We start from the raw sequence: 17,473 nt of genomic DNA, 5'->3' as shown, positions 1-17,473 counted from the left end.
GATCGGCTCCGCGCGACCGGCAAGCCACACACCGTGCCCAAGCGCGTGCGCAACGCGCACCCGGGCGGTCAAAAGCCGGACTAAAAAAATCTGGAGACAACGGACCATGCAACGCAGAACCTTCCTCGCCGGCGGTGCGGCGCTCGCGGGCGCCTCGCTCGCGGCCACACCGTTCGCTTTCGCGCAGGCCAAACCCGAGACCACCAGGGTCGCCGTCGCGGTCGGCGGCAAGAACCTGTTCTACTACCTGCCGCTGACGATCGCCGAGCGCCGCAACTACTTCAAGGACGAAGGGCTCGAAGTCGAGATTTCCGACTTCGCGGGCGGCTCGCAGGCGCTGAAGGCGGCAGTCGGCGGTAGCGCCGACGTGGTCTCCGGCGCGTTCGAACACACGCTGCTGTTGCAGGCGCAAAAGCAGATGTTCCGTGAGTTCGTGCTACAAGGCCGCGCGCCGCAGATCGTGCTCGCGGTGTCGAAGAAGACGATGCCGAACTTCAAGTCGATCGCCGATCTGAAGGGCAAGAAGATCGGTGTGACCGCGCCGGGTTCGTCGACGTCGATCATGGCGAGCTTCGTGCTCGCGAAAGCCGGGCTCAGTCCGAAAGACGTCGCGTTCATCGGCGTGGGCGCGGGCGCCGGTGCAATCGCCGCGCTGCAGTCCGGCCAGATCGACGCGATCGCCAATCTCGATCCGGTCGTCACGCGCCTCGAGCGCGCCGGCGAAGTGCGCGTCGTATCCGATACGCGCACGCTCGCCGACACGCACACCGTGTTCGGCGGCGACATGCCGGCGGGCTGCCTGTACGCGTCGCAGTCGTTCATCACGAAGAACCCGAACACCACGCAGGCGCTGACCAATGCGATGGTGCGCGCGCTCAAGTGGCTGCAGAACGCGAGCGGCAGCGAACTGATCAATACGGTGCCGGAGAGCTATCTGCTCGGCGACCGCGCACTCTATCTCGACGCGTGGCAGCACGTGCGCGAAGCGATGTCGCCCGACGGCCTGATGCCCGCCGACGGTCCCGCGACGTCGCTGAAGACGCTGAAAGCGTTCGATCCGATGATCCAGAACGCGCAGATCGATCTGTCGAAGACGTGGACCAACGACTTCGTGAAGAAGGCGCTGACGACCGTCAAGGCATAAACGACGCGGCGCGCGCGGTCTCCAGCGTCGCCGCGACATCTCCCCGCAAACCCGATCCCTGAAGCGAGCCGTACGATGACCGTTGCTGCCCTGGCGCTCGAAAACATCACTTGCACGTTCGCCGCGCGCGACAACCGCGCGCAGCGCTACACAGCGGTCAAAGACGCGACGCTGCGTATCGAGCCGGGCGAGTTCGTGTCGGTGGTCGGGCCGACTGGCTGCGGCAAGTCCACGCTGCTGAACATCGGCGCGGGGCTGCTGCAGCCGTCCACGGGCGCGGTCAGCGTGTTCGGCGAAAAGCTCGATGGCCTGAACCGCCGCGCGGGCTACATGTTTCAGGCCGATGCGCTGATGCCGTGGCGCTCGGCGCTCGACAACGTGATGGCCGGCCTGTCGTTTCGCGGCATGTCGGCCGCAGACGCGCGCGCGAAGGCCGAAGAGTGGTTGAAGCGCGTTGGACTCGGCGGCTTCGGCGACCGCTATCCGCATCAGCTGTCGGGCGGCATGCGCAAGCGCGTCGCGATGGCGCAAACGCTGATCCTCGATCCCGACATCATCCTGATGGACGAGCCGTTTTCCGCGCTGGACATTCAAACTCGGCAGCTGATGGAAAACGAACTGCTCGATTTATGGGCCGCGAAGCGCAAGGCGGTGCTGTTCATCACGCACGATCTCGACGAAGCGATCGCGATGTCGGATCGCGTGGTCGTGCTGTCGGCCGGCCCCGCCACGCATCCGATCGGCGAGTTCCGGATCGATCTGCCACGGCCGCGCGATGTCGCCGAAATCCGTTCGCATCCGCGCTTCGTCGAATTGCATGCGCAGATCTGGGGCGTGCTGCGCGATGAAGTGCTCAAGGGGTATCAGCAGCAACTGACTGCTGTTTAAGCGTGCCGCGCATCCCTGCATGCGCATTAACAGAGAAGACGCATTCAACAATCGTCCGAGGCAATCCAAGTCATGTGGAAGACGTTGCGCCCAAACCGGGCGAATCTGGTGATCTGGCAGTGGCTGCTGCTCGTGCTGTGCTTCGTGCTGTGGTACGTGCTGACGAGTCCGACGCTGGTGCCGCCGTTCTATTTCGACGATCCGAACAAGGCGGCATTCTTCTTCGGCGAGCCGCAGAAAGTGCTGCAGCGGATCTGGGAGTGGTTCACGAGCGGCGAGATTTATCTGCACCTGTGGATCACGCTCGTCGAGACCGTGCTCGCGTTCGTGTTCGGCACCGCGATCGGGCTCGGCGTCGGCCTGTGGCTTGCGCTCGCGCCGACCGCGAGCGCGCTGTTCGATCCGTACGTTAAGGCCGCGAACTCGATGCCGCGCGTGATTCTCGCGCCGATCTTCGGCGTGTGGTTCGGCCTCGGCATCTGGTCGAAGGTCGCGCTCGGCGTCACGCTGGTGTTCTTCATCGTGTTCTTCAACGTCTACCAGGGCGTGAAGGAAGTGAGCCCGGTCGTGCTCGCAAACGCGCGCATGCTCGGCGCGAACCGCAAACAGCTGCTGCGCTTCGTGTATCTGCCGAGCGCGATGAGCTGGGTGTTTTCGAGCCTGCATACGTCGGTGGGGCTGGCGTTCGTCGGCTCGGTGGTGGGCGAGTATCTGGGCTCGGCGCGCGGCGTCGGCTATCTGATCCTGCAGGCCGAAGGCACCTTCGACATCAACACCGTGTTCGCGGGCATTCTGGTGCTCACCGCGTTCGCGCTGATTCTCGACGCGATCGTCGGGATCGCGGAGCGGCGTTTGATGAAGTGGCAGCCGCGCACCGGAGATACCGAGAAGCTGTGAGTGTGGATCGCAAGCGGCGCGGCGCCCGAAATCGCCTTCGGGCGCCGCGCCGTTTTTCATGCTGCCTGATTGGATGCGCTACGGCGTGATGACCACCTTGCCGATCACGCGACGCTCGGCCATGTCGCGCAACGCGCGGCCGGTGTCGTCGAGCGAATAGCGGGCGGACACATAGGGCTTGAGCTTGCCTTCGCGAATCCAGCCGGTCATCTGCTCGAATGCCGCGCGGTTGCGCTGCGGCTCACGCCTCGCGAAATCGCCCCAGAATACGCCGACTACGCTCGCGCCCTTGAGCAACATCAGGTTCAGCGGCAGCTTCGGGATCTCGCCGTTGGCAAAGCCGACCACCAGATAACGCCCCCTCCACCCGATGCTGCGAAACGCCGGCTCCGCATACACGCCGCCGACCGGGTCGTAGATCACGTCCGGGCCTTTGCCGTCGGTGAGTGCCTTGATGCGCTCGCGCAGATCCTCGCTGCTGTAGTTGATCGTCGCGTCCGCGCCGTGCTCGACGCAGGTCGCGAGCTTTTCGTCGCTCGATGCCGCCGCGATCACGCGCGCGCCGAGCGCCTTGCCGATTTCGACCGCAGCCAGCCCGACGCCGCCGGCCGCGCCTAGCACGAGCATCGTCTCGCCAGGCTGCAGCGCGCCGCGATCGACCACCGCGTGATGCGAGGTGCCATACGCGAGCGTGAACGCGGCCGCGAGTTCGAACGACACATCGTCGTCGAGCGGCACGCAGGCTGCGGCGGGTGCGAGCGCCTGTTCGGCGAAACCGCCGGAGCCGGTGAACGCGGCCACGCGCGAACCGGGCCTGAACTGCGTGACGCCTTCGCCCACCGCGCGCACGATGCCCGCGGCTTCCGAACCCGGCGTGAACGGCAGCGGCGGTTTGAACTGGTATTTGTTCTCGATGATCAGCACGTCGGGAAAATTGACGGCTGCGGACTTCACGTCGATCACGACATGGCCTGGCGGCGGTTCGAGATCCGGCAGGTTATCGACGACCAGGCTCTCGGGTGGCCCGTACTGTTTGCAGCGAATCGCGCGCATCGTGGCTCCATATCGTTCAGGGTTCGCAACGGTTTCGAGTGTAAAGCAAAGCGCACGACCGTACGATTCATTGCGCTGCGGATTGCGACTCAAAGCAGCATCCTTGCGTTCGGCACAAGCCTCCGCGCACCTGAATAAACCCGGCTCGCACGACGCTCGTGCGCGCCATGCAGAGACGCCGACCATGTCGTTCGCGTGCCATCTTTCCTCGGTTACAATCGGCGCATGCGAATCCTACTCAGCAACGACGACGGTTATCTGGCGCCGGGCCTCGCCGCGCTTTACGAAGCGCTGAAGCCGATCGCCGACGTCACCGTGATGGCTCCCGAACAGAACTGCAGCGCCGCGTCGAATTCCCTGACGCTGTGGCGGCCGCTCTCGGTCCTGCGTTCGGCGAATGGCTTCTACTACGTGAACGGCACACCGACCGACTCGGTGCACATCGCACTGACCGGCATGCTCGACCATACACCGGACCTCGTCGTGTCGGGTATCAACAACGGCCAGAACATGGGCGACGACACGCTGTATTCCGGCACCGTCGCGGCCGCCACCGAAGGCATCATGTTCGGCGTGCCGGCCATCGCGTTTTCGCTGGTCGACAAAGACTGGGTGCATCTCGAAGACGCGGCGCGCGTTGCCGCCGAAATCGTCGCGCATTATCTCGAGCGGCCGTTGCCGGGACATCCGCTGCTGAACGTCAATATTCCTAACCTGCCGTATGACCAACTGCGCGGCTGGGAGATCACCCGACTCGGCAAACGTCATCCGTCGCAGCCGGTGATCCGCCAAACCAATCCGCGCGGCGAACCGATCTACTGGATCGGCGCCTCGGGCCAGGCGCGCGACGCGAGCGAAGGCACGGACTTCCACGCGGTCGCGAACGGCGCCGTGTCGATCACGCCGCTGCAGCTCGATCTGACCTACACGCAAATGCTGCCCGCGGCGCGCGACTGGCTACGCGCCGGGAGCGGCAGTTCATGACCGGCGAGCGCGCGAAGCGCTTTCCGCTAGGTCTCGAGGACCTGGTGCGCGAACCGCGCCGGCCCGAGGGACGTCCGGGGGAGATGCGCGCGGCGGCGCTCGCGGCGAGCGCGGCGTTGAATGCGCGGCAGCAGTCGGCGAAACCGACGCAGGGCGGCGCGGCCGCGCGAGCGCAAGCGAGGACCTCCGCTGCGGCGCAAACAACGTCAACGCCGGCGACGCGACCCCAGGTGATTCCCCAGGCGAAGACGCAGAGCGCTACGTTGGGCTCGCCAACGGGAAGCACCGGAGGGATGCCGCCGAAGCCGCAGGCCGCGCCAGTCGCAAAGACAACGGCGAACTCGTTGTCCAGCGCATTGGTAGGGCAGCCTGTCAAGCAAGCACCGAAGTCGTCGGTCAAGCCAGGCAAAACCTCGACGCGTGCGTCTGCACACAGCGCACGTCCGACACCACCACTTCAGCCGCAACCGCAGCAAAGCGCGAAACCCGCGTCGAACGCCGCGCTAGCCGGTGCGATGAGCGGCGCATTCGGCGGCGCAAGCAGCAGCGCGATGAACAACGCCCTCGCGCTGACCTCGGAACGGGTTCGCGAACGGATGGTCGAACGCCTGCGAGCCAATGGCGTCAGCGACCAGCGTGTGCTGAACGCGATGGCGGCGGTGCCGCGCCACATGTTCGTCGATCCGGGTCTTGCGGCTCAGGCGTACGAAGATGCCGCGCTGCCGATCGGTCATCACCAGACCATCTCGAAGCCGTCCGTGGTCGCGCGGATGATCGAACTCGCGGCGGCCGGGCGCGCGCCGAACACGGTGCTCGAAATCGGCACCGGTTGCGGCTATCAGGCAGCGGTGCTGAGCCAGGTCGCGCGCGAGGTTTATTCGATTGAACGCATCAAGCCGCTGTCCGAGCGCGCGAAGACGAATCTGCGTCCGCTGCGCATTCCGAATATCCGGCTGCATTACGGCGACGGGCGGCTCGGTTTGCCGTCGGCGGCGCCGTTCGACGCGATCGTGATCGCGGCTGCCGGGCTCGACGTTCCGCAGGCGCTGCTCGAGCAGCTTGCGATCGGCGGACGTCTGGTTGCGCCGGTCGGCTCGCAGGAAGGACAGAGCCAGGTGCTGACGCTGGTCGAGCGCCTCGGGCCCGCGCAATGGCGCGAGTCGCGGCTTGATCGCGTTTTCTTTGTACCCTTAAAATCCGGAGTGATTTGACACCGATGAGTATGTTGCGCGCGATGCAGAGAACCACCCCGAATTCCCCCCTGACCGTAACCCAGCGCAGCGTGTGCGTGCTCGCCTTGTCCCTGTTGATGACGGCCTGTGCATCCCGGCTCGACCAGGCGCCCGTCGTCGACCGCTCCGGTGGCGGCGTGCTTTCCACCGCGCAGGGCGCGGCGCAACCGGCGGTGCCGCTCGGTCCGCCGCCGCCCGGTTACTATCGCGTGAAGCCGGGCGATACGCTGTACCGCATTGCGCTCGAAAACGGCCAGAATTACCGCGACATCTCGACGTGGAACAACCTGACCAATCCGAATCAGATCGAAGTCGACCAGCTGCTGCGCGTCGTGCCGCCGGGTGCGAATACCGCGGCCATGACGCCGGGCGTGTCGACCGCGCCGATCGGCAGCACGGGCGCGGTGCAAAGCGCGCCGCTGAACAGCAACGCGCCGGCCGCGGTCGGCGCCGCGATGCCGCCGCTCTACGGCGGCGCGACGAACGGTACGCCCGCGAACGGCGCGGTAGCTGCGCCTCCGGCCAATTCCTCTGCGGCGAACGCCGAGCTCGGCAGCGCGGCGGCGGGCAACGTAGCATTTGCATGGCCGGTGCGCGGTCCGCTGCTCAACACGTTCAACGACTCGACCAACAAAGGCGTCAATATCGGCGGCTCCGCGGGCGAGCCGGTTAAAGCGTCGGCCGATGGTCGCGTCGTCTATGCGGGAAATGGGCTGCGTGGTTACGGCAATCTCATTATCATCAAGCATGATGCAACTTATCTCACCGCGTATGCACACAACCGCGCTTTGATGGTAAAAGAGGGGGACGCGGTAACGAAAGGGCAGAAGATCGCTGAGATGGGCAATAGCGATTCCGACCGCGTGATGTTGCATTTCGAAGTTCGCCGACAGGGTAAACCAGTCGACCCACTGAAGTATTTGCCGCCGCAATAAGCGATACGACCATGCCGAAATCGAAGCGCCGCCCGCCGCAAGCCGAGTCTGAGACGATCAGCGAAGTCACGTCCGCCGCAGTGGACGAAAGCGGCGCTTCGGAAGTGGAAGAGGAGATCGTCGAGGAGCGCGATCTCGACGAACGCCAGAGCGGCCTCGACGACAGCGAGGGCTCCGACGCGCGCGAAAGCACCGGCGACGCCGTGCCCGACGCCGACGATTTCCGCGCACTGCTGCAGGCCGAACTCACGGCCGACACGATCCAGCATTATCTAAACCGCATCAGCGTGAAGCCGCTGCTCACCGTCGAGGAAGAGCAGAAATATTCGCGCCTTGCCAAGGCCGGCGAGTTCGAAGCGCGGCAGGTGATGATCGAGCGCAATCTGCGGCTGGTCGTCAGCATTGCCAAGGGTTATCTGAATCGCGGCGTGCCGCTGCTCGATCTGATCGAGGAGGGCAATCTCGGCCTGATGCACGCAATCGAAAAATTCGATCCGACGCGCGGCTTCCGTTTTTCGACTTACGCGACATGGTGGATTCGCCAGAGCATCGAGCGCGCGATCATGAACCAGGCGCGCACCGTGCGGCTACCGGTGCATGTGATTCGTGAGCTCAACCAGGTGTTGCGTGCGAAGCGCCATCTGGAAAAGAACTCGATGAATTCGGGCGAAGCCGCCGAGCGCCGCGACGCGAGCATCGATGACATCGCCTATCTGACCGGCAAGACCACCGACGAAGTCACCGACATCCTCGCGCTGAACGAGCACACCGCGTCGCTAGACGCGCCGCTCGACCTCGATCCGGCGAGCAGCCTGCTCGATTTGCTGTCGGACGACCAGAGCCAGTCGCCAGACGCCGAGGTGCAGCATCGCGAGCTCGAAACTCTGACACGCGCATGGCTCGCGCGTTTGTCGGACAAGCACCGCCATGTAATCGAGCGGCGCTTCGGTCTGAATCATATCGAGCCCGCCACGCTCGAGGAGCTGGCCGACGAAATGGGCCTTACACGCGAGCGTGTGCGCCAGATCCAACAGGAAGCGCTGGTGCGGCTCAAGCGCTTCTTCGCCTCAAACGGTGTCCGCAAAGACGCCGTTCTCTGACCTGATGACACCGATTCTTGTTTTCGACATCGAGACGATTCCCGATGTCGCCGGCATCCGCCGTCTTGAAGATTTGCCCGCGTCGATGAGCGACGCCGATGTCGCCGAGCACGCGTTCGCCGCGCGCCGGGAAAAAACCGGCAGCGATTTTCTGCCGCATCACCTGCAACGGGTCGCGGCGATTTCCTGCGTGTTCCGCGACAACAACGGTTTTCGCGTGCGCTCGCTCGGCACGCCCGAGGACGGCGAGGCGACGCTCGTGCAGTCGTTCTATCGCGTGATCGAAAAGTACACGCCGCAGCTCGTGTCGTGGAACGGCGGCGGATTCGATCTGCCGGTGCTCAACTATCGCGCGCTCGTCAACGGCATCCCGGCCTACCGGTTCTGGGATCTCGGCGAGGACGACCGCGACTTCAAGTGGAACAACTACATCAGCCGCTACCACGCGCGCCACACCGACCTGATGGACGTGCTGGCAATGTACCAGGCGCGCGCTAACGCGCCGCTCGACGCGCTCGCGAAGATGTGCGGCTTTCCGGGCAAGATGGGCATGGACGGCAGTCAGGTGTGGCAGGCGTTCCAGCAAGGGCGCATCGAGGAAATCCGCAATTACTGCGAGACCGACGTCGTCAATACGTATCTGCTGTATTGCCGCTTCCAGTTGATGCGCGGCGGCTTTTCGCCGTCGGAGTATGCTGATGAGATCAACCTCGTGAAGAATGCGCTGGCGCTGGAAACCGCGCCACAGTGGGCCGAGTATCTGGCGGCGTTCGAGCCGTAACGGCGCGCAAGTAGTGCGTCCGCCGGGGCGCCGCGCCGCAATCCGGGCCGCGATCCACACGCGCTCCGGGCGTGGTCCCGACCACGCCACTGGCAGGCTCGGCGCTTGGTCTACAATCTCGCCTTTCCCCATAGTTTGTCAGGAAGTCCGCAGGTGTCCCGAACTGCCCCCCAACGTCGCTCGCCGCGGCGCTCATCGAAGCATGCGAAGGCGCACGCCCCGGCGCCGGCGCCCGTCATTACCGGCAACGAACCGGTCATCGAAATCGTTTCGCTCGATATGGAAGCGCGCGGCGTGGGCCGCACCGCGAGTGAAGACGGCACGCCAGGCAAGGTTGTGTTCGTCGAAGGCGCACTGCCGGGTGAACTCGTCAGTTATTCGACGCATCGCAGCAAGCCAAAATTCGAGCAGGCCGAAGTCGTCCAGGTGTTCCGCGAAAGCGTGATCCGCACGACGCCGAAATGCACGTACTTCAACATCTGCGGCGGCTGCTCGATGCAGCATCTGGACATGCGCGCGCAAGTGGCGGTCAAGCAACGCGTGCTCGAGGACAACCTGCAGCATCTGGCGAAGCTGCGCCCCGAAACGGTGTTCCGGCCGATTCACGGGCCGTCCTGGGGTTATCGCTATCGCGCGCGGCTCGCGGTGCGCTATCTGCCGGAGCGCGGCGGCATGCGCATCGGCTTTCACGAGAAGAAGAGCAGCTATATCGCCGATATGAAGACCTGCGAGGTGCTGCCGCCGCATGTGTCGGCGATGCTGATGCCGCTGCGCTTCATGGTCCGCAAGCTGTCGATCTACGACCGTATGCCGCAGCTCGAGCTCGCAGTCGGCTCCTCGGTCACGGCGCTCGTCGTGCGCAACCTCGAACCGCTGACAGCCGCGGACGAGCAGGTGCTGCGCGAGTTCGCGGACGAGCACAAGGTGCAGTTCTGGGTCCAGCCGGGTGGTCCCGACACAGTCACGCCGCTTTATCCGCTCGACGTGCAGCTCGACTACACGCTGCCGGAATACGGCATCTGCATGCCGTTCAAGCCGACTGATTTCACCCAGGTCAATCACGCGATCAACCGTGTGCTGGTGAGCCGCGCGTTGCGCCTGCTGGCGCCGGCGCGCACGGACCGCGTGCTCGACCTGTTCTGCGGTATCGGCAATTTCACGCTGCCGCTCGCGCGAATTTCGCGGGAAGTGGTCGGTATCGAGGGCAGCGAAGTGCTGACCCAGCGCGCGCTCGCGAACGCGGAGCTCAATGGCGTCGCCGGGCATACGTCGTTCGCGTGCCGCAATCTGTTCGAAGTCACCGCCGACGACCTGCGCGCGCTCGGCCACTTCGACAAGTTCCTGGTCGATCCCCCGCGCGAAGGCGCGCTCGCGATCGCGAAGGCGCTCGCGGAGATCGCGCAGAGCGGCAACGGGCCGCTGCCGAAGCGCATCGTCTACGTGTCGTGCGCGCCGGCCACGCTCGCGCGGGATGCCGGGCTGCTCGTGCATGAGGCCGGCTATCGGCTGGTGGGCGCGGGCGTCGTCAATATGTTCCCGCATACGTCGCACGTGGAATCGATTGCGCTGTTCGAGCGCGATTGAGTCTCGCGGCGCGCATGAACGAAAACGCCACGACCGAGGTCGTGGCGTTTTCGTTTTCAGACGACGGTCAGTGTGCCGTCGGCGCGTGGGGAATCAGAACTGCCACCACGACTTCGCCGTGCCGGGCCGTGCGTGGCCGGTCACGTACGGGCTGTCGGGGAAAGTGCCGGCCAGCACGCGGCGCGTGTCGTCAGCGAGTTGCTGGTTGTTCAGCTTCTGGTACGACAGAATCATGATGTGCAGCGCGTCTTCGATGGCCGGCGCGTTCTTGTACTCGCGCAAGGCGAGCTGCGCGCGGTTGATCGCGGCGACATAGGCGCCGCGGCGGTAGTAGTAGTCCGCCGCGTGGACTTCGTGCGATGCCAGCGCATTCACGATGTAGCGCATGCGCTGCGCAGCGTCCGGCGCGTACTTGCTGTTCGGGAAGCGGTCCACCACGACCTTGAACGCGTCATACGACTCGCGCAGCGACTTCGGATCGCGTTCGCTCATATCCTGGCCCGAGAAGCGGCCGAACAGACCGAGGTCGTCATTGAAGTGGATCATGCCCTTCAGGTAATACGCGTAGGCGATGTCCGGGTGATCCGGGTGCAACTGGATGAAGCGGTCGATGGCCTGGTCGGCGGCGGCGTTTTCGTTGTCTTTCCAGTTGCAGTACGCGACGTTGATCTGCGCCTGCTGGGCGAAGTGGCCGAACGGGTCGCGGCCCTCGAGAAGCTCGAAATACTTCGCGCACTTGCCCCAGTCACCACCGGTCAGGGCGTCGTTCGCCTCCGTATATAATTTGTTGTTGTTCCACGTTGCCGTTTCGTCGGTCTTCTCCGGCAGGCCGTGGCAAGCCGCAACAGCGACGACGGCCGCGGCGCACGCAATGTATCCGGCCACTTTCCGGGCCGCCTTCTTGATGGCCGCCAAATTGATCGCCGCTTCAGTGATGGTGTTCAAGGCTCGCATTTTCCAGTCTAGCTTTACGTCCAGGTGACCCAGATTCAATGACCCGCTCAAATACTCCAGGCACCGCAGGCGCCGGGAATAGCAACAAAGATTATAGCGTAAGCGCCGACCCGGCCGACGCGTTGGGCGTCGATTCCCTCGATGACGATTTCGCCGGCGACGCGCTCGCCGAAAGCGGTCCGCAAGGCTCCGCGGCCACGGCGGCGCCCGTACCCGCGCGCGCGGCCGACGAAGCGCCGCGTAGCGTCGTGGTGCCCGACGAACTGGCCGGCGAGCGCCTCGACAAGGTGCTCGCCAAAGTATTCCCGGAATTCTCGCGCAGCCGTCTGCAAAGCTGGATCGAGGCGCAGCGGGTGCGTGTCGACGGCAAGCCGGCGAAGATTCGCCAGCCGGTGCCGCTCGGTGCCACGATCGAGCTCGTGCCCGATCTGCTGCCCGAGCAGCTCGCCTTCACGCCCGAGCCGGTGCCGCTCGAGATCGTCTACGAGGACGACACGCTGGTCGTCATCAACAAGCCGGCCGGCATGGTCGTGCATCCGGCGGCCGGCAATTGGAGCGGCACCGTGCTGAACGGACTGCTCTACCGCTATGGCGAGGCCGCGGCGGGTCTGCCGCGCGCGGGCATCGTGCATCGGCTCGACAAGGAGACTTCGGGACTGATGGTGGTCGCGCGCACGCTCGAGGCGCAGACCGACCTCGTGCGTCAGTTGCAGGCGCGCACGGTCAAGCGCCGCTACCTCGCCCTCGTGTGGGGCAACATGCCCGATGAAGGCACGATCGACGCGCCGATCGGCCGCGACCCGCGCGAGCGCACGCGCATGGCCGTGGTGACGGGCGCGGCCGGCAAGCCGGCGCGCACGCATTTTCGACGCGTGGCCGCGGCGATCTGGCAGCGTCAGCCGGTCACGGCGATCCACTGCGATCTGGAGACCGGGCGCACGCATCAGATTCGCGTGCATTGCGCGCATATCGGTCATCCGCTGCTCGGAGACCCCGTCTACGGACGCGCGCGCGGCAAGCGCTCGGTCACGCCGCTGCCGGACGGCTTCGCGCGCCAGGCGCTGCACGCATGGCGGCTCGGCCTGATCCATCCGAAGACCGGCCGCTCGATGCAATGGCGCGCCGACGTGCCGGCCGACATCGAGGCATTGTCGGCCGCGCTCGGCCTCGGTCGCGACGACGCCGGGGAGTTCGACGACGCGTATGACGAGGACGAGGACTACGATGCATCGTTCGACGATGGCGCGTACGATGAAGACAGCGACCACGACGAGGACGATCACGCATGAGCGCCAATCTGCCGGAGCTGGGTTTTGCCAATGTCGTGCAGCCCGCATGGAACGTCTCGCCGCGCGTGCGCGCGCTCGTGACCACGCGCGACGGCGGCGTCAGCGACGCGCCGTTCGGCCGCTGGCGCGACGGCGCCGACCAGCCCGGCGGGCTGAACCTGGGCATGAAGACCGGCGACGATCCGGCCGCGGTCGCGAGCAATCGCGCACGGCTCGTCGCGCTGACCGGTGTTCGCGAAACCGCGTGGCTCGAACAGATTCACGGCGCCGGCATCGTGCGCGCCGAGGATGCAGTCGCGCACGCGCGCGAGCATGGCGCGCCGGCGCGCGCCGACGCGAGCGTCACCGATCGCGCGGGCATCGCGTGCGTCGTGATGGTGGCCGATTGCATGCCGGTGCTGTTGTGCGACGAAGCGGGGCGCGCGGTCGGCGCCGCGCATGCGGGCTGGCGCGGACTCGCGGCGGGCATCGTCGAGCAGACCGCCGCGCGGGTCGCGGCGCTGGCGGGCGTGCCGGCCGCCGAGTTGCATGCGTACCTCGGACCGTCGATCGGGCCCAACGCGTTCGAAGTCGGTGCAGACGTCCGTGACGCCTTCATGACTGGTGTCGACGACGCACAACGCGATGCGACCGCGAAGGCGTTCGTCGCACATCCCGCGAAAGCCGGCAAATATCTCGCCAATCTGCCAGCGCTGGCGCGCTTGCGCCTGCAGCGGCTCGGCGTTACGCGTATCAGCGGCGGCGACCTGTGCACGGTCACGCTGCGCGAGCGTTTTTATTCGTATCGCCGTGACCGCGAAACCGGCCGTATGGCCGCGTTGATCTGGATCGACGAACACGCGCAATCAATTGCCGATTGATTCTGGGTGGCGCGCGCATCTCGTCATATTTTTAGAATCGAACGGTAGTTTCATTCTGCGTGAATGCGCACCGGTTCGAGATTCACGAATGGCACGGCAGGTCCGTCACTGAAGGCCTTCCGCGGCCTTCAAGCACATTTTTTGTTGCACTGCCGGAAGGATTGCCGATAGCGGGAATCCCCCGCCTGCTCTGCGGGCGAGCGAACGGACAAATACGCTTAAGTGCCATGCGCCGTTGGACTTTTTTCGATCCGCGTGCGGCATGGAACATTTATTCGCAAAAGCGCGATTTGCCATACAGGGAAAACGATAATTAAAAAAATATCGCACCGCGGCAAAATCGGGAACAAGCATTGACATGCCTTGTGATGGGGAGCAAGAATGTTCTTTCTAAGCTCCTCCTCGTTCATGAGACAGGGTGTGACGAAGTCGCGAGCAATCGCTCCGTGCGCACGAACCTGCCTCTCAACCCGTCCGCAAGGACTTACCGGTCAAAAGCAGGCATGGCAGCATCTCATTCCTCAGCTTCCCCCAGCACGGACTCCTCGAAGGAGCAGACGCAGCAGGCCGGTACGAGCGGTGCATCGTCGGCCGCAGGCATGCAGCAATTTCTCGACGCCTGGATGAACGCCTGGCGTTCGTTCGGCGCTCCGCCCAATGGCGCGGCATTCCAGATGCCTTCAATGCCGCAGATGCCGGACCTCGCGCAGATCACGGCTGGCTTTCCGCAAATCCCGGCATTTCCCGGCATGCCCGACTTCAGCAAGCTGGCCGCCGGCGCGCTGCCGGGGCTCAACATTCCCACCGCCGCGATTCCGCCCGAGCGTTTGCAGAAGCTGCAAACCGACTATTCGCGCGAGGCGATGGAACTGATCCAGCAGGCCACCACGTCGGCGATCAAGGCGCCCGAGCTCAAGGACCGGCGCTTTAGCGCGGACGCCTGGAGCCAGGCGCCGGCCTACGCGTTCACCGCCGCGTGGTATCTGCTGAACGCGCGCTATTTGCAGCAGATGGTCGACGCGCTCGATACCCAGCCGAAAACCCGCGAGCGCATTCGCTTCGCGGTCCAGCAGTGGACCGCGGCGGCCTCGCCGAGCAACTTCTTCGCGCTGAATCCCGAAGCGCAGAAAACGCTGCTCGACAGCAAGGGCGAGAGCCTGCGCCAGGGTGTGATGAACCTGCTCGGCGACATGCAGCGCGGCAAGATTTCTCAAACCGACGAATCGCGTTTCGCGGTCGGCGAGAACCTCGCGAACACCGAAGGCTCGGTCGTGTTCGAGAACGATCTGCTGCAGCTGATCCAGTACAAGCCGCGCACGGCGACCGTGCGCGAGCGGCCGCTCCTGATCGTGCCGCCGTGCATCAATAAGTACTACATCCTCGACCTGCAGCCCGAAAACTCGCTCGTCGCGCACGGGCTCGATTCGGGCCACCAGGTATTCCTGATTTCGTGGCGCAACGCCGATCAGTCGATCGCGCACAAGACGTGGGACGACTACATCGCCGAGGGCGTGCTCACTTCGATCGACACCGTGCGCCAGATCAGCGGCCGCGAGCAGATCAATACGCTCGGCTTCTGCATCGGCGGCACATTGCTCGCCACCGCGCTCGCGGTGGCCGCGGCGCGCGGCGAACATCCGGCCGCGTCGATGACGCTGCTCACTGCGATGCTCGACTTCTCCGACACGGGGGTGCTCGACGTGTTCGTCGACGAGGCGCACGTGCAGATGCGCGAGCAGACCATCGGCGGCAAGAACGGTGCGCCGCCGGGGCTGATGCGCGGCATCGAATTCGCGAACACGTTCTCGTTCCTGCGCCCGAACGACCTCGTGTGGAACTACGTCGTCGACAACTACCTGAAGGGCCGTACGCCGGTGCCGTTCGACCTGCTGTACTGGAACAGCGACTCGACCAGTGTGCCGGGGCCGATGTACGTCTGGTATCTGCGCAACACGTATCTGGAGAACAAGCTGCGCGAGCCGGGTGCGCTGACCACCTGCGGCGAGCCGATCGATCTGTCGAAGATCGACGTGCCGACCTTCATTTACGGTTCGCGCGAAGACCATATCGTGCCGTGGCAAACCGCGTATGCGTCCGCGCCGCTGCTCACGGGACCGCTGAAGTTCGTGCTCGGCGCGTCGGGTCATATCGCGGGCGTGATCAATCCGCCCGCGAAGAAAAAGCGCAGTTTCTGGAAGCTCGAGAGCGACGCGAAGACGCTGCCTGCAAGCGCGGACGAATGGTTCGAAGCGGCGACGGAAGTGCCCGGCAGCTGGTGGCCCGAATGGACCGAGTGGCTCGATCAGTACGGCGGCAAGAAGGTGAAGCCGCGCGCCACGCTGGGCTCCGACGAATTCCCGGTCATCGAGCCGGCGCCGGGCCGCTACGTGCGGCAGAGGGAGTAGGTTTCACGCACAGGCCGACGCGCGCGTTCGAAGTTGCTGTGCAGTCGGCCGGTGCATAGGTGTTTGGCAGGTGAATGAGCGTCTGGTTGATGAAGGCGTGAGAGCAACGCAAGTTGCGACGCAATTTTTAACGTAACGGGCTGCGGCGCGGTTTGCCGGGATGCCCTGAGGATATGGAAATGACTGATGTTGTGATCGTATCGGCCGCTCGTACTGCAGTGGGCAAGTTTGGTGGGTCGCTGGCGAAGGTTGCCGCACCTGAACTCGGAGCGGTCGCGGTGCGCGCCGTACTCGAACGGGCCGGCGTGAAGCCGGAACAGGTGAGCGAAGTTATCCTGGGCCAGGTGCTGACGGCGGGCTCCGGTCAGAACCCCGCGCGTCAGGCGCTGATCAAGGCGGGTTTGCCGTCGGCCGTGCCCGGCATGACGATCAACAAGGTTTGCGGCTCGGGTCTGAAGGCCGTGATGCTCGCGGCCAACGCGATCATCGCCGGCGATGCGGACATCGTCGTCGCAGGCGGCCAGGAAAACATGAGCGCCGCGCCGCACGTGCTGCCGGGTTCGCGCGATGGTTTCCGCATGGGCGACGCGAAGCTGATCGACTCGATGATCGTCGACGGCCTGTGGGACGTCTACAACCAGTACCACATGGGCGTGACGGCTGAGAACGTCGCGAAGGAACACGGCATCACGCGCGAACAGCAGGATGCGTTCGCGGCGCTGTCGCAGAACAAGGCGGAAGCCGCGCAGAAGGCAGGGCGCTTCAACGACGAAATCGTGCCGGTCGAGATTCCGCAACGCAAGGGCGAGCCGCTGCGCTTCGCCACCGACGAATTCGTGCGTCACGGCGTGACGGCCGAATCGCTCGCGGGCCTGAAGCCGGCGTTCTCGAAGGAAGGCACGGTCACGGCGGCGAATGCGTCGGGCCTGAACGACGGCGCGGCCGCGGTGCTCGTGATGTCGCTGAAGAAAGCGGAAGCGCTCGGTCTCACGCCGCTCGCGCGCATCAAGGCGTACGCGAACGCGGGTGTCGATCCGAAGGTGATGGGCATGGGCCCGGTGCCGGCTTCGCGCCGCTGCCTCGAGCGCGCGGGCTGGACGCCGGCCGACCTCGACCTGATGGAAATCAACGAAGCGTTTGCCGCACAGGCGCTCGCCGTGCACAAGCAGATGGGCTGGGACACGTCGAAGATCAACGTGAACGGCGGCGCGATCGCGATCGGCCACCCGATCGGCGCGTCCGGCTGCCGGATTCTCGTTACGCTGCTGCACGAAATGCAGAAGCGCGATGCGAAGAAGGGTCTGGCGTCGTTGTGTATCGGCGGCGGCATGGGTGTCGCGCTCGCGGTCGAGCGAGTTTAAAGTACG

The 17,473-nt window shown here is 65.0% G+C and carries 15 protein-coding genes; 13 read left to right on the top strand and 2 right to left on the bottom strand.

Annotated features, from left to right (window positions below):
- The first annotated feature begins 106 nt into the window (after positions 1-106).
- The 3 genes from AB3X94_RS16885 to AB3X94_RS16875 all read left to right on the top strand — a co-directional run bounded on the left by AB3X94_RS16885 (position 107) and on the right by AB3X94_RS16875 (position 2,929).
- Positions 107-1,144, top strand: a complete 1,038-nt coding sequence (locus tag AB3X94_RS16885) for an ABC transporter substrate-binding protein (RefSeq protein WP_368612136.1) — start codon at positions 107-109, stop codon at positions 1,142-1,144.
- A 75-nt stretch (positions 1,145-1,219) separates the two neighbouring features.
- On the top strand, positions 1,220-2,032 hold the full coding sequence (locus AB3X94_RS16880) for an ABC transporter ATP-binding protein (RefSeq protein WP_368612135.1): 813 nt from the start codon (positions 1,220-1,222) through the stop codon (positions 2,030-2,032).
- Positions 2,033-2,104: 72 nt separating this feature from the next.
- On the top strand, positions 2,105-2,929 hold the full coding sequence (locus AB3X94_RS16875) for an ABC transporter permease (RefSeq protein WP_176108650.1): 825 nt from the start codon (positions 2,105-2,107) through the stop codon (positions 2,927-2,929).
- Positions 2,930-3,007: 78 nt separating this feature from the next.
- Here the strand turns inward: AB3X94_RS16875 and AB3X94_RS16870 are convergent, their stop codons facing one another.
- Complete coding sequence (locus AB3X94_RS16870) at positions 3,008-3,982, bottom strand: NADPH:quinone oxidoreductase family protein (protein WP_368612134.1); 975 nt, start codon at positions 3,980-3,982, stop codon at positions 3,008-3,010.
- 225 nt (positions 3,983-4,207) lie between these two features.
- On the opposite strand from AB3X94_RS16870, the gene surE reads away from it, so the two are divergent.
- The 6 genes from surE (at position 4,208) to rlmD (ending at position 10,598) form a co-directional block, all read left to right on the top strand.
- On the top strand, positions 4,208-4,966 hold the full coding sequence (surE, locus tag AB3X94_RS16865; RefSeq protein WP_013089351.1) for a 5'/3'-nucleotidase SurE: 759 nt from the start codon (positions 4,208-4,210) through the stop codon (positions 4,964-4,966).
- The gene (locus AB3X94_RS16860) at positions 4,963-6,177 is read left to right on the top strand and encodes a protein-L-isoaspartate(D-aspartate) O-methyltransferase (RefSeq protein WP_176108648.1); all 1,215 of its coding nucleotides are present in this window, start codon (positions 4,963-4,965) and stop codon (positions 6,175-6,177) included. The genes surE and AB3X94_RS16860 overlap by 4 nt, the downstream gene beginning before the upstream one ends.
- Positions 6,178-6,182: 5 nt before the next feature.
- Positions 6,183-7,133, top strand: coding sequence for a peptidoglycan DD-metalloendopeptidase family protein (locus AB3X94_RS16855; protein ID WP_176108647.1), 951 nt, complete (start codon positions 6,183-6,185; stop codon positions 7,131-7,133).
- A gap of 11 nt (positions 7,134-7,144) precedes the next feature.
- Complete coding sequence (gene rpoS / locus AB3X94_RS16850; protein WP_176108646.1) at positions 7,145-8,233, top strand: RNA polymerase sigma factor RpoS; 1,089 nt, start codon at positions 7,145-7,147, stop codon at positions 8,231-8,233.
- Positions 8,234-8,237: 4 nt separating this feature from the next.
- Positions 8,238-9,014: a 3'-5' exonuclease gene (locus tag AB3X94_RS16845; RefSeq protein WP_176108645.1), complete on the top strand. Its 777-nt coding sequence runs from the start codon at positions 8,238-8,240 to the stop codon at positions 9,012-9,014.
- A gap of 153 nt (positions 9,015-9,167) precedes the next feature.
- A complete protein-coding gene (gene rlmD, locus AB3X94_RS16840; protein ID WP_176108644.1) occupies positions 9,168-10,598 on the top strand; it encodes a 23S rRNA (uracil(1939)-C(5))-methyltransferase RlmD in 1,431 nt (476 codons plus the stop codon).
- A gap of 93 nt (positions 10,599-10,691) precedes the next feature.
- Here rlmD and AB3X94_RS16835 read toward each other — a convergent pair whose 3' ends face one another.
- Positions 10,692-11,552: an outer membrane protein assembly factor BamD gene (locus AB3X94_RS16835; RefSeq protein WP_176108643.1), complete on the bottom strand. Its 861-nt coding sequence runs from the start codon at positions 11,550-11,552 to the stop codon at positions 10,692-10,694.
- Between the two features lie 38 nt (positions 11,553-11,590).
- Between AB3X94_RS16835 and AB3X94_RS16830 the strand changes: the two genes are divergently transcribed.
- The 4 genes from AB3X94_RS16830 to AB3X94_RS16815 all read left to right on the top strand — a co-directional run bounded on the left by AB3X94_RS16830 (position 11,591) and on the right by AB3X94_RS16815 (position 17,467).
- Positions 11,591-12,841: an RluA family pseudouridine synthase gene (locus AB3X94_RS16830; protein WP_368612133.1), complete on the top strand. Its 1,251-nt coding sequence runs from the start codon at positions 11,591-11,593 to the stop codon at positions 12,839-12,841.
- Positions 12,838-13,701 (top strand): peptidoglycan editing factor PgeF, encoded by an 864-nt coding sequence (gene pgeF, locus AB3X94_RS16825; RefSeq protein ID WP_368612132.1) that lies wholly within the window; start codon positions 12,838-12,840, stop codon positions 13,699-13,701. Before AB3X94_RS16830 ends, pgeF begins: the two co-directional genes overlap by 4 nt.
- A gap of 599 nt (positions 13,702-14,300) precedes the next feature.
- Positions 14,301-16,106, top strand: a complete 1,806-nt coding sequence (gene phaC / locus AB3X94_RS16820) for a class I poly(R)-hydroxyalkanoic acid synthase (protein WP_368612268.1) — start codon at positions 14,301-14,303, stop codon at positions 16,104-16,106.
- A gap of 179 nt (positions 16,107-16,285) precedes the next feature.
- Positions 16,286-17,467 (top strand): acetyl-CoA C-acetyltransferase, encoded by a 1,182-nt coding sequence (locus AB3X94_RS16815; RefSeq protein ID WP_176368882.1) that lies wholly within the window; start codon positions 16,286-16,288, stop codon positions 17,465-17,467.
- The last annotated feature ends 6 nt before the right edge of the window (positions 17,468-17,473 follow it).

Origin of the sequence: Paraburkholderia sp. BR10923 (assembly GCF_040948765.1) — a bacterium.
Lineage (GTDB): Bacteria > Pseudomonadota > Gammaproteobacteria > Burkholderiales > Burkholderiaceae > Paraburkholderia > Paraburkholderia youngii.
Note: the sequence above shows the minus strand (reverse complement) of the source record. Positions and strands in the feature narration are given on the sequence as shown.